Origin of the sequence: Buttiauxella cochleicola, from assembly GCF_021283185.1 — a bacterium.
GTDB classification, from domain to species: domain Bacteria; phylum Pseudomonadota; class Gammaproteobacteria; order Enterobacterales; family Enterobacteriaceae; genus Buttiauxella; species Buttiauxella massiliensis.
The window spans coordinates 387,516-399,381 of the sequence record NZ_JAJSOS010000001.1; the positions used below are offsets into that span (position 1 = coordinate 387,516).

An 11,866-nucleotide genomic window follows, 5' to 3' on the forward strand; every position below is an offset into this window, starting at 1 on the left:
TTGCCTGCATGCAAGAATTGCAAAGCGCATACTTAGACTAGACTGCCCAGTCTTCGACACGCAACCGCGCCACCATAGTAAAGGCACGATCGCTGGTTATCAGCGTGGCGTTTCGGCTCAGTGCATGCGCGGCAATTAACTGGTCAAGATGGCCCAATACTTTGCCTTTCTTTTCCATCGCCGCTCGTAATTGGCCGTAGCTTTTTGCCGCTTCACTATCCCAGGCGTAGACCGATACTGTTTCCAAAAACCCCTGTACCGCTGCAGCCAGAGTTTTACTCTGGCGTTTAGCAACGCCATACAACAGCTCAGCCTCCGTGATACTAGAAATGCACACTTCTACAGGCCGCGTTTGAGCAAGCTTTTCTATCACTTTAGGATGCTGACGGAAAAGATAGCTCACCGTGTTGGTATCGAGCATGTACATGATCAGTCCATCCCTGCAAAGGGATCTCTGTCAGCAATACTCTGGTTACGCTCTTGTTCATCAAGGAACGTATCCGACACTTTTGCTTTCTTAACTAAAGCAAAAACGTTTTCCCATCCTTCTGGTTTAGCTGGATTTTTTGAAAGAATCACGTTTCCCTCCTTGTCTTTGCGGATATACACCCTGTCGGTATCAAACTCAAACTCCACCGGTAACCTCACCGCCTGGTTTCTGCCGTTTTTAAAAAGCTTCGCAACGCGTTCCATAGTATCTCCTGGCACTTAATGACCTATGCCATAGCATATGCCAGAGACATACATTCGCCAAGCTCACTTTATATTCAATTAACGTTTGTGAGGGCAACACTACCCTAGATTTATACAATCAGCCTGGCTTTATTTCGACGGGATTATTGTTTTGCGAGAAGCTTTCAGGATTATGAAAATAACGACGCGGCATTGCAGCCCGGAATGATGAATGGCTCAAAATCAGAGTGGGTAAACTGACCATTTACCCACCCTGATATGCTACTGAACTAAAGCAGTCAGCTTGCCAAATACGCCTGCGCCATCGGCATCACGCCTGATTTGCACCACATCTTCAAGCTTGTCGATTTGGCTGATCATTTGCTCAAGGCGCTGGTCGTCCGCCACTTGTAGCCAGATTCGGCTTTGGTCGCCCTGCGCTAGCGGAAGGCAGAGAATGCCTTCAACGTTGAACGCACGGCGGGCAAACAGGCCACAAATGTGAGACATCACGCCCGGATGGTTACGCACCGTAAGTTCCAGAATAACGGTTAGTTGTTGCATCGCTTACTCTCCAATCATCTCAATATTGGCAGCGCCTGGCGGCACCATCGGGAATACTTTTTCGCTGGCATCTATGCGCACGTGAATCAGGCATGGGCCAGGTCGTGAAATCGCCTCTTGCAGCGCCTGTTGCGGGTTTTCGGCTGCGTTCAAATCGCAGGTCGCGAGACCAAAACCTTCGGCGATTTTCAGGAAATTAGTCTGCCCTGAATAGGTCGCAGCAAAGACATTTTGTTGATAGAACAATGTTTGTTGTTGATGCACCAGCCCCAAAGCCTGGTTGTTGAGCAAAATGATTTTTACATCCAGATTATGTTCCGCAGCGGTCGCCATTTCCTGAATATTCATCATGATGCTGCCATCGCCAGTGAAGCACAGCACTTTGCGATTCGGTTCAGCTAATGCCGCACCTACCGCCGCAGGCAGGCCAAAGCCCATGGTGCCCAGGCCGCCAGAAGTCAGCCACTGGCGCGGTCGGTTCAGCGGATAGGCCTGAGCCACCCACATCTGGTGCTGGCCAACGTCGGTGGTAATCACCGCTTCATCATCCACACAGGCGGCGGCTGCGTTAATCAGGCCGTACGGCGTTAACGGGTTATCTGCACCAGGCATATTGAACGGGAATTCATGCTGCAAACCAGCCACTTGTTGCAGCCATTCCTCGCGTGGTTTGGCGTCAATTTTTGGCAATAATTGTTCCAGCACTTCACCCACATCAGCGCGAATGGCAACATGAGCCTGTTTGATTTTACCCAGCTCAGCACGGTCGATATCAACATGAATGATTTTCGCGTTCGGGCAAAACTCTTCGGTTTTACCAATCGCGCGGTCATCAAAACGCGCGCCCAACACAATCAGCAAATCCGCCTCCTGCAAAATGTAGTTGGTGCTTCGAGCACCGTGCATACCCAACATGCCCAACGATAACGGGTGTTTCGCCGGAACAGTGCCCAGCGCCATTAACGTCATTGTGGTTGGCAGATTAGCTTTTTCGGCCAGTGCACGCGCATCAGCATGGGCATTAATCACCCCGCCACCAAGGTACAGCACCGGGCGCTGTGCCTGATTAATCATCGCGGCAGCATCGGCAATTTGTTGGGCTTCAAATTGTGGTGCAGGAGTGTGTGCGGAAACAGACGGCAACTCGCTAATATCAATTTCTGCGGTCTGCACATCTTTTGGAATATCAATCCAGACTGGGCCTGGGCGGCCAGATTCAGCAATGCGAAACGCGTCGCAAATTACCTGCGGTAGTTCAGCAATATCGCGAACCAGATAGTTGTGTTTGGTGATAGGAATGGAGATGCCGTAGGTGTCGACTTCCTGGAATGCGTCGGTGCCGATCATCGATTTCGGCACCTGGCCGGTGATGCACACCAGCGGGATGGAATCGAGTCGCGCATCGGCAATAGCGGTGACCAGATTTGTCGCTCCAGGACCGCTACAGGCGATGCACACCGCCGCTTTGCCCTGCGTTCGTGCCATGCCCTGCGCCATAAAGCCCGCACCTTGTTCGTGGCGCGCCAGAATGTGGCGGATTTTTTGGCTTTTACTCAGTGCGTTGTAGAGCGGCAGAACGGTGCCACCGGGAATACCGCTAACGGTGGTGATGCCATGATGTTCAAGCATTTGCACAATTAATTGTGCACCCGTAATACGGTTTGCTTGCGGTGGGTTTTCCGAAATTGCCATTGCTCCAGTCCTTCTTCTTATGCCGTTTCGCTTTTGGCCGGGGGACTAAAACAAGAAACCCCGCCCGGTTTGCGCCGGCGGGGTTTTGGAATCGATGTGTTGATTCAGACCCTACGGCGCATTGCCGACGACGACCACCACCACACGCACGACGACCACCGCGGCTGGTAGCGCGGTTAGTAGTAGGGCTGATGTGTGCAGGTTAGTTGTCATTTGGGTCCTGAATGTGTTGTGTGTTTTTAACAGCGAATTTCATACAAACATACTGCTTCGTTTCGCACAACAGCTTTATTCGCCATGGATGAAAATCGTGCGGGAGATCACATCCGCGTTTCAGCGTTTAAATGGTTGTTGCAGCAAACTCCTGACGCAACTCATCAATCGGCAGGTAACGCCCGATAATCACTAAGCGCGATACTCGCGATTCAGATGGGTGCCACATCGAGCCATAATCAAAACCCACCACTTTATGTACGCCCTGCACAATTAAGCGCTGTGGGTGATCGGCTATTGCCAACACGCCTTTGTAGCGCAGCATGTCATTGCCAAAACGCGCGATGCAGCTTTCCATAAACGCGCCGATTTTTTTCACATCCAGCATTCCGGCATCAAAAACATGGGCCTGAATGGCATCATCCCAGGAGCGTTTGGCAGGCATTTTACAGAACGGCTGGAAACGATCGGGGTGGCTGGCATCAGCGCGAATCACATGGAACCCTGCGGCCATATCGATATTATCGGTGAGTTCAAAAGCGTTAAGATCAAGCCAAAACTCTTCCGGACATTCACCGTTTACGATCTCAAACAGATCCGCTTTGTTATTGATCCGATTAATCCGATCGAGCGCCAGCTGTTTTGTCTCTTCGTCAACGCGATCCGCTTTCGTCAGCAAAATACGATCCGCAAAGCCAAGCTGTGACGCAGCAACTGCATGTTCATCAAGCTGGCGTGAGATATGTTCGGCATCGGCAAGTGCGATAACGGCATCCAGCCGCAACGCTTCACGCAGGTGTTCATCAACAAAGAATGTCTGGACGATAGGCGCCGGGTCAGCAAGGCCCGTGGTTTCAACAATCAGACGATCAAATTTCAGCTTTCCGGCCGCACGTTTTTCCAGCATTTCTCTTAATGCTGCGGTGAATTCCCCGCGCACGCTACAACAGACACAGCCATTACTGAGTTCCACAACGTTGACGTTTTCACCGCCTCTAAGCAATGCGCCATCAATGTTTACTGCACCAAATTCGTTTTCAAGAATAGCGACGGGGGCGTTGTCGGAATGGGCGAGAAAATAGTTAAGCAGCGTGGTTTTCCCTGAGCCGAGAAAACCCGTTAATAGAGTGACAGATACCGCTTGATTCATGTCAAATTCCTTAGATTAGCAGCAGCGAGCGCCGCCTTTTCCGCCGTAGCGTGCATCCTGACGCTCACGGAAAAACTCTTCGTAAGTCATCGGCGTCTGCTCTGGATGGGTCAGACGAATGTGTTGTACGTAGTTGTCGTAATCAGGTACGCCAACCATCAATTTAGCGGCCTGGCCTAGATATTTTCCAGCTTTAGCGAGTGTGTCAAACATGGTAGCTCCGGGCGTAAAATCCACCTCCCCTTACGGGGAGATGGATGAATGGCTTAGTGCGCGCTTTTCGCCTGCGCAACAATCTGCTCAACGTCTTCAGGCATCTTCTGGTAAGGCGTTTCCTTCGCCGTTGGCGTGTCCGATCTCAGCGCCTGGCGCGCGGTTTTAATCGCAAACAGACCAATCACCACCACAACTACCATAAAGAAGATGGTCAACCCAGCATCCAGACGGTTGTTAAACACCAGTTGGGTAAGCTGAGACTGAGTGTATTGCGCGGGAATATTGCCGCTGTCGATCATCGCCTGGAACTTATTAGCGATAGCCAGGAAGCCCACTTTCGGGTTGTCGCTGAACGCCTTTTGCCAGCCAGCCGTCAGCGTACAGAACAGCAGCCAGGCCGTTGGCACCAGTGCCACCCAGGCATATTTCTGCTTCTTCATCTTAAACAGCACTACCGCACACAGCATCAGCGCCATGCCTGCCAGCATCTGGTTGGCGATACCAAACAGAGGCCACAACGTGTTAATACCGCCGAGTGGGTCAACAACACCCTGATGCAGGAAGTAACCCCATGCCAGCACGCAAAGCGCCGTCGCCAGTAAGTTCGCAGGCAACGAGTCAGTACGCTTGAGGCTTGGGGAAATTACGCCCAGCAAGTCTTGCAGCATAAAGCGTGCCGCACGCGTACCGGCATCGACTGCTGTCAAAATAAACAGAGCTTCAAACAGAATGGCAAAGTGATACCAGAACGACACATCCATCAGGCCGCCCAACGCACCATGCAGAATGTACGCCATCCCAACCGCAAGCGTTGGTGCACCGCCCGCACGCGAGATAATGCTTTGCTCGCCCACTTCATTGGCAATGTTGGTTAAGGTTTCCGGAGTGATGTGGAAGCCCCAACTACTGACAACGCTTGCCGCAGATGCAACGACATCGACAGTCCCTGCCGGAGCCAGAACCGCCATCGGGCTGTTCATCGCGAAGTAGACGCCAGGGTCGATAACACAGGCCGCCACCAGCGCCATAATCGCCACAAACGATTCCATCAACATGCCACCGTAACCGATGAAGCAAGCCTGGTTTTCGTTAGCCAGCATTTTCGGCGTGGTGCCAGAAGCAATCAGCGCGTGGAAGCCAGAAACCGCACCGCACGCAATGGTGATAAACAAGAACGGGAACAAGTCGCCGGTCCAGACCGGGCCAGTACCGTCAATGAATTTGGTGAGTGATGGCATTTGCAGCGTCGGGCGCATGATCAAAATACCAATCGCCAGCCCTATAATGGTGCCGATTTTCAGGAAGGTGGAGAGGTAATCACGCGGTGCAAGCAGCAGCCAGACCGGTAGAACTGCGGCGACAAAACCATAACCCACCAGCATCCAGGTCAGCTGTACACCGGTAAAGTCAAAGTACGGTGCCCAGGTTGGGCTTTCGGCAACCCAACCGCCAGAAATAATGGCAAATATCAGCATAACCAGACCGATGACCGACACTTCACCAATGCGGCCCGGGCGCAGGTAGCGGATATAGACACCCATAAACAACGCCAGCGGAATGGTGAACGCCACGGTGTACGTCCCCCACGGGCTATGGGTCAGCGCTTTCACCACAATCATCGCCAGCACCGCGAGGATAATAACCATGATCATAAAGCAGGCCACCAGCGCGATAACACCCGCCGTGTTGCCCATTTCTTCTTTGACCAGTTCGCCGAGCGAGCGCCCATCGCGACGCGTCGAGACAAACAGCACCATAAAATCTTGTACTGCCCCGGCCAACACCACACCCGCCAGCAACCAGAGCATACCAGGCAAGTAACCCATTTGCGCGGCAAGCACCGGCCCGACAAGCGGCCCCGCACCAGCAATCGCAGCAAAGTGGTGACCGAACAGCACTTTTTTGTCGGTAGGTACGTAATCAAGCCCATCGTTATGGCGCACGGCTGGCGTCATACGTGTGGCATCAACAGTTAAGACTCGTTTAGCGATAAACAGGCCGTAGTAACGATAAGCGATGAGGTAAACGCAGATTGCAGCAACCACAATCCACAATGCGTTTATCTGCTCGCCACGATTGAGTGCGATATAGCCGAGCGCGAATGCACCTATCAGTGCAAGCACAGCCCATATGAGGTGTTTCCCTGGATTATTCATATTGTTTTCCATGTGTAGAGCCAGAGGTAGAGGCAGACGGTACTACCGTTTTGTTCTAGAACAAGCGCGTGGATTTAACAACATTGAAACATTGGAATACAGTGGTTTGACCAGGGATTTACATCAGCTTGTTACGGGGATCACGATGCGGGGGGATCCGCTGTCCCAGAAGGGAATTATTGGATATGGCAAGCCGGAGGTTTTCCGTTCACCCGAAAGTTTACCGTTCCTACATGGATCAGCGAACGGTGAACGGAACAATCACAGCCCTAACAATGTATGCGGCTGAATCCACCACAAACGTTCACCCCATCACCGCCGTCGTCAACCGACTCGTACAACACCTCTTCCCGCGCCCATCAAAAATGGCAATTTCCCACACCTGTGAAGACCGCCCTAAATGCAGCGGTTTGCACACACCGCGCACGGTGCCGGACGCTACCGCCCGATGGTGGCTGGCGTTGATTTCAGTCCCGACCACGCACTGTCCTTCGCTCGTGGTCAGAAACCCAGCCATCGACCCCAGCGTTTCCGCCAGCACCACCGATGCGCCGCCGTGCAGCAAACCAAATGGCTGCTGGGTGCGGTGATCAACAGGCATTTCCGCTTCAAGACTTTCGTCATCCATGCGCGTATAGACGATGCCGAGATGCTCAACCATCGTCCCGACGCTGGTTTTGTTTAGCGCCTCGAGCGTGAGTTCCCTTTTCCAGATACTCATTCAGGCTCCAAGCGTTGCGCCGCCATCAATCACAATATCCTGCAACGTGATGTGGCTGGTGTGCGATGAGGCGAGGAACAAAATGGTGCTGGCGATCTCCTGCGGGCGGGCGATTTTTCCCAGCGGAATACCCAGTTTGAACTGTTCCGGAAAGCCCTGAATACGCTGTTGTTCGGCATCTGGCGTTTTCCACAGGGTGCGCTGCATGTCGGTATCGGTCGACCCCGGAGACACTACATTGCAGCGCACACCAAACGGAGCCAGCTCAAGGCCAACGGTTAACGCCAGGCTTTTGAGCGCCGCTTTCGATGCGCCATAAGCCGACATTCCGGTGCGCGGCGTGTGCGCGGCATCGGATGCAACGGTCACAATCGCCCCGCTGCGCTGTTCGCGCATTCGTGGCATTACAGCGCGGAACATATTAAATGCACCGCCAACGTTGACCGCAAATGTGTCCTGCCAGTCTTGCAGGGGCAGTGCATCCGTCGCGCCCATGCGCAAAATTCCCGCCGCGTTGACCAGCACGTCAAGCTGCGGCTCGTCGCTCATTAAACGCTGCGTAACGGCAGCCACCTGCTCGGCATCTGCCACGTTCAGCACTTCCGCGGCGAACGGATAAATATCCAACGGGAACGCCAGATCAAAGCCAATAACCGTCGCACCGGCTTCGCTAAATGCACGCGCAGTGTGATAGCCGATGCCTTTACCCGCCCCGGTTACCCAAACGGTTTTGCCGCTAAAGTCGATGTTCATGCTCATGCTCCCCGCGACAGCAGCGCCCACCAGGCGTCAATGGTCGGGTTTTTCGCCAGCATCACAAAATCGATATCAGCGTGAATTTTGCGCCAGCGAGCTGCCAGCGCCATCATACGCACGGAATCAAGACCGTAATCAATCAGGTTCTCGTCATCTTCAGGGATGTCGGATTCATCAAGCAATGGCAAGACGATTTCACGCAGTTGCTGTTTGTTTTGCGGGGCACTTTCCGGCAACAAATCACGCGTCATCACCACGCGTCCGGAACGACCTGCGGTGTATTTCAGCGCCATCATGTGTTCTTCGCGGCTGAAATCTGCCAGCGCATCGGCCACCATAAACGGTTTGATATCACGCATAAACGCATCGGTTGCCGTGGTCATGCAGCCTATATGTGCGTACACACCACAGATAATCAGTTGGTTACGGCCAGTTTCTTTCAAGGACTGTTCCAGCGGCGAGCGGATAAAGGCGCTGTAGCGCCATTTGGTCAGCACCGTGTCGTGTTCGTCTGGCGCAAGTTCGGCCACCACTGTCTGGCGCTCCGGGTGTTTATTTAAGCCCGGCCCCCACATGTCGTTGAGCAGCGCACGGTCTTCGTCGCTCTGAGCGTTGGGCTGTGCTGTGTAATACACCGGAATATTGTGGCGTTTGCAGTAATCGCGCAGCGCAGCGATGTTGGCGATAACTTGTTGGATCATCGGGCAATTGTCGCCCCAGAAATCAATGAAATATTCCTGCATATCGTGGATTAACAGCGCCGCACGCTCAGGCTCAAACGCCCAGTTCACTTTGTTTTCCGGAATGTCGGCAGCCGTCGGTAAGGGGTATGCGTTCAGTTTTGGAATAGCCATAATTTCTCCGTCAATCAGGAAGCCAGTTGCTTTTCAGCAATCAACTGGCGCAAACGTTTTTTGTCCACTTTGCCCACCGCCGTCAGCGGCAGGTTTTCAACGATTTCAATACGATCAGGCAGTTTGAAGTCGGCAATGCCAAGCTCACGCAAGTAACGGCGAATTTCCACCGCGCGGAATGGGCGACTGCCGACGATAAATGCGCAGCTTTTCTCGCCCAGCAGACTGTCTTCCATCGAAACCAGCGCGGCATGCACGATCTCTTCATGGCGCAGCAGCAGGTTTTCGATCTCCTCGGCAGCGATCTTTTCTCCGCCACGGTTGATCTGATCTTTTTCGCGCCCCTGAACCGTGATGTAACCGTCTTCGGCAATGGAAATTAGATCGCCGGAGCAGTAAAAACCGTTGGCATCAAAGGCGCTGGCGTTGTGTTCCGGGCTGCGGTAATAGCCACGGAAGGTGTACGGCCCGCGCGTCATCAGGCGGCCCACTTCCCCGTGCGGTAAAGGGTTGCCGTTTTCATCAGCCACCCACACTTCGTCGTCCGGGCACATCGGTTTGCCCTGGGTTTTGAAGATGTGCTCATTGTCGTCATCCAGGCGCGTGTAATTCACCAGGCCTTCGGCCATGCCGAAAACTTGCTGTAACTGGCAGCCAATTTCTGCCGGAATACGTGCGGCTAGCGCTTCGCTCAACCGTGCGCCGCCAACTTGCAACAGCGTCAGCGACTCAAGCGATTTATTACTGCCCCATTCGCCAATCGCCTGTAACCACAAGCTGACCGCAGGCGGCACCAGCGCGGTGGCGTTGATTTGATGGCGTTCGATAAGCGGGAAACAGAGCGTGGCACTCGGGTCGTTTGCCAGCACCACGCGCCCGCCGCTGTAAAATACGCCGAGCGAACCGGGCGAACTTAACGCGTAGTTGTGCGCGGCAGGAATCGCGCACAGGAAGCGCGTATTCGCGTCAAAACGGCAGATTTCGACGCTGCGGCGAATGCTGTAGTAGTAGTCGTTATGAGTGCGTGGGATCAGTTTTGGCGTGCCGGTGCTGCCGCCGGAAAGCTGGAAGAAAGCCACTTCGTCCGCTGCCGATGGCGTAGCGACAAAGTTCTCTTCCGGCTCGTTGATAAACGCACTCAGCGAACGTTCACGATCGTTTTCGTTAAGCAACACCGCCATGCGTAACGATGGGTTCTGCTCGCAAAGCGATTCAAGGAAATCATCATGGGCGAACAAATTGTGTTTGCGGTCAGCAATCAACACTACCGGCTCGATTTGCTTAGCGTAGGCTTCCATTTCGGTGCGTTGGTGGCTGAACAGCGCGTTAACCGGAGCCACGCCAATCTTCAGCAGTGCAAACAGCGTGATATAGAGTTCCGCCACGTTACCAAGCTGAACTAACGCGGTTTCACCGTTGTTCAGGCCGCGTCTTTTCAGCGCACAGGCCAGTCGTGTAGCGGCCAGTTCGAGTTCGCGATAACTGTAGTGGTGCTCGCCTTCGATTAACGCTATCGCGTCATTTTTGGCGTGGCGCGTGAGAATGTCGGTGAGCGGCAAATCGGCCCAGTAGCCTTTTTCGCGGTAGCGCGCGGCCAGGTCATCCGGCCAGCGGGTAAATTCGATAGCCATTTATTTGATTCCAAAAACGTTGAGCATGGTGGAAAGTTTGACGCCGGTTTCGCGCCATTCCGATTCAGGGGATGAAGCAGGAACGATGCCCGCGCCTGCGAACAAGCGCACTTGATTGCCGCCGACGCGCGCGCAGCGAATCGTCACCACCCACTCGCCGTTTCCTTCGGCGTCACACCAGCCGACGATGCCGCCAAACAGTTCGCGGTCAAACGGCTCAAGTTCGGCAATCAGTTTTTGCGCCACATCGTGCGGGAAGCCGCTGAGGGCGGGCGTGGGGTGCAATAAGCAAGCAAGGGAAAGCGCGTTGTGCTGGCGGTCTTCAACCTGGCCGTAAATCGGCGTGGCAAGGTGCCATAACGTCGGGGTGGTGATAAGTTCCGGCGTATCGGAAAGCGTTAAATGTTGGCTATGCGGCTGTAAAACATCGCGCATAGCCTGCGTCACCAGGCCATGTTCGTGGCGGTCTTTTCTGGATCGCAGCAGTTGCGCACCAATTTCGCTATCGCGCGGGATATTTTCTTTATCGCGACGCGCCGAGCCTGCCAGCGGCAATGAACTGAAATTCTTGCCCGATTTGCGTAGCAGCAATTCCGGGCTGGCACCCACCAGCGAGCTGCCATCCGGCAACGGCACGTGGAAGTTGTAGCTGGTCGGGTTCTGGCTAATCAGGCGATTGAGTAACACATCAAGGTCAACGGGCGCGTCCGTTTCAATATCAATCAGGCGCGAGAGCACCACTTTGTCGATGTCCGGCAGCGCTGTGGCAGCAGCGGCGTGAGCCACCATCTCCATAAATTTATCTTGTTCAGGAATCGCTTTACGGGCAGCAATGTTCAGGGGTTTTGCCGCTCTGCTTTGGCTGGCATGACTCTGGCGCTGGGCGCGGGAAAACGTCTGCCAGCGTTCGGGGATAAACAACGCTGAAGGTTGGCTTGGATCGAAAGGAATTGCACCGACGACAACCGGTTTCTCGATACCGTGCTTTTTGGCGTTTTCAAACGCTTCACGCAGCTGTTTTTGCAGATTTCCGTGGGGGTTTGCACCATCGAGCGCCGCGCAATCCAGGCGAGTAAAGCAGCCGCTGGTCGAAAAACTGCGATAAGGCGACATAAAGAAAAAACTATTCGCACAAGGTGTTAGCTGTTTTTCTTGTGACTGCGGCACCAGTAACGTTTCCATCCGTCCTCCGTAAAAACATGACAAAAGATAGTAATAATGATTATCATTTGCTTTTCGGG

Annotated in this window: 13 protein-coding genes; all 13 read right to left on the reverse strand. The window is 53.7% G+C overall.

The genetic code is table 11. The features are described from left to right. Window positions 1-37: 37 nt before the first annotated feature. Window positions 38-427 carry a type II toxin-antitoxin system VapC family toxin gene (locus LVQ76_RS01765; RefSeq protein WP_232920833.1) on the reverse strand — a complete coding sequence of 130 codons (390 nt, stop codon included), beginning with the start codon at window positions 425-427 and terminating at the stop codon, window positions 38-40. A gap of 2 nt (window positions 428-429) precedes the next feature. Then, window positions 430-693 carry an antitoxin gene (locus tag LVQ76_RS01770; protein WP_232904108.1) on the reverse strand — a complete coding sequence of 88 codons (264 nt, stop codon included), beginning with the start codon at window positions 691-693 and terminating at the stop codon, window positions 430-432. Between the two features lie 261 nt (window positions 694-954). Next, window positions 955-1,236 carry an acetolactate synthase small subunit gene (ilvN, locus tag LVQ76_RS01775; protein ID WP_151994831.1) on the reverse strand — a complete coding sequence of 94 codons (282 nt, stop codon included), beginning with the start codon at window positions 1,234-1,236 and terminating at the stop codon, window positions 955-957. A gap of 3 nt (window positions 1,237-1,239) precedes the next feature. Further along, the gene (gene ilvB, locus LVQ76_RS01780; RefSeq protein ID WP_232904109.1) at window positions 1,240-2,928 is read right to left on the reverse strand and encodes an acetolactate synthase large subunit; all 1,689 of its coding nucleotides are present in this window, start codon (window positions 2,926-2,928) and stop codon (window positions 1,240-1,242) included. A 111-nt stretch (window positions 2,929-3,039) separates the two neighbouring features. Next, window positions 3,040-3,141 (reverse strand): ilvB operon leader peptide IvbL, encoded by a 102-nt coding sequence (gene ivbL, locus LVQ76_RS01785; protein ID WP_134183912.1) that lies wholly within the window; start codon window positions 3,139-3,141, stop codon window positions 3,040-3,042. 127 nt (window positions 3,142-3,268) lie between these two features. Further along, window positions 3,269-4,291 (reverse strand): CobW family GTP-binding protein, encoded by a 1,023-nt coding sequence (locus tag LVQ76_RS01790; protein WP_232920834.1) that lies wholly within the window; start codon window positions 4,289-4,291, stop codon window positions 3,269-3,271. A gap of 15 nt (window positions 4,292-4,306) precedes the next feature. After that, window positions 4,307-4,504 (reverse strand): YbdD/YjiX family protein, encoded by a 198-nt coding sequence (locus tag LVQ76_RS01795; RefSeq protein WP_034456870.1) that lies wholly within the window; start codon window positions 4,502-4,504, stop codon window positions 4,307-4,309. Between the two features lie 53 nt (window positions 4,505-4,557). After that, window positions 4,558-6,663, reverse strand: a complete 2,106-nt coding sequence (gene cstA, locus LVQ76_RS01800; protein WP_232904222.1) for a pyruvate/proton symporter CstA — start codon at window positions 6,661-6,663, stop codon at window positions 4,558-4,560. Between the two features lie 304 nt (window positions 6,664-6,967). Further along, window positions 6,968-7,384 (reverse strand): proofreading thioesterase EntH, encoded by a 417-nt coding sequence (gene entH, locus LVQ76_RS01805; RefSeq protein ID WP_232904113.1) that lies wholly within the window; start codon window positions 7,382-7,384, stop codon window positions 6,968-6,970. Continuing rightward, window positions 7,385-8,137, reverse strand: coding sequence for a 2,3-dihydro-2,3-dihydroxybenzoate dehydrogenase (dhbA, locus tag LVQ76_RS01810; protein ID WP_232864187.1), 753 nt, complete (start codon window positions 8,135-8,137; stop codon window positions 7,385-7,387). Between the two features lie 2 nt (window positions 8,138-8,139). Then, window positions 8,140-8,994 (reverse strand): isochorismatase, encoded by an 855-nt coding sequence (locus tag LVQ76_RS01815; protein ID WP_232920835.1) that lies wholly within the window; start codon window positions 8,992-8,994, stop codon window positions 8,140-8,142. A gap of 14 nt (window positions 8,995-9,008) precedes the next feature. Further along, window positions 9,009-10,625 (reverse strand): (2,3-dihydroxybenzoyl)adenylate synthase, encoded by a 1,617-nt coding sequence (locus LVQ76_RS01820; protein ID WP_232920836.1) that lies wholly within the window; start codon window positions 10,623-10,625, stop codon window positions 9,009-9,011. Further along, window positions 10,626-11,807, reverse strand: a complete 1,182-nt coding sequence (gene entC, locus LVQ76_RS01825; protein WP_232920837.1) for an isochorismate synthase EntC — start codon at window positions 11,805-11,807, stop codon at window positions 10,626-10,628. Between the last annotated feature and the right edge of the window lie 59 nt (window positions 11,808-11,866).

Coding starts and splice junctions, on each gene's coding strand:
- LVQ76_RS01765 (WP_232920833.1), bottom strand. CDS start 427: ATGTACATGCTCGATACCAACACGGTGAGCTATCTTTTCCGTCAGCAT.
- LVQ76_RS01770 (WP_232904108.1), bottom strand. CDS start 693: ATGGAACGCGTTGCGAAGCTTTTTAAAAACGGCAGAAACCAGGCGGTG.
- ilvN (WP_151994831.1), bottom strand. CDS start 1,236: ATGCAACAACTAACCGTTATTCTGGAACTTACGGTGCGTAACCATCCG.
- ilvB (WP_232904109.1), bottom strand. CDS start 2,928: ATGGCAATTTCGGAAAACCCACCGCAAGCAAACCGTATTACGGGTGCA.
- ivbL (WP_134183912.1), bottom strand. CDS start 3,141: ATGACAACTAACCTGCACACATCAGCCCTACTACTAACCGCGCTACCA.
- LVQ76_RS01790 (WP_232920834.1), bottom strand. CDS start 4,291: ATGAATCAAGCGGTATCTGTCACTCTATTAACGGGTTTTCTCGGCTCA.
- LVQ76_RS01795 (WP_034456870.1), bottom strand. CDS start 4,504: ATGTTTGACACACTCGCTAAAGCTGGAAAATATCTAGGCCAGGCCGCT.
- cstA (WP_232904222.1), bottom strand. CDS start 6,663: ATGAATAATCCAGGGAAACACCTCATATGGGCTGTGCTTGCACTGATA.
- entH (WP_232904113.1), bottom strand. CDS start 7,384: ATGAGTATCTGGAAAAGGGAACTCACGCTCGAGGCGCTAAACAAAACC.
- dhbA (WP_232864187.1), bottom strand. CDS start 8,137: ATGAACATCGACTTTAGCGGCAAAACCGTTTGGGTAACCGGGGCGGGT.
- LVQ76_RS01815 (WP_232920835.1), bottom strand. CDS start 8,994: ATGGCTATTCCAAAACTGAACGCATACCCCTTACCGACGGCTGCCGAC.
- LVQ76_RS01820 (WP_232920836.1), bottom strand. CDS start 10,625: ATGGCTATCGAATTTACCCGCTGGCCGGATGACCTGGCCGCGCGCTAC.
- entC (WP_232920837.1), bottom strand. CDS start 11,807: ATGGAAACGTTACTGGTGCCGCAGTCACAAGAAAAACAGCTAACACCT.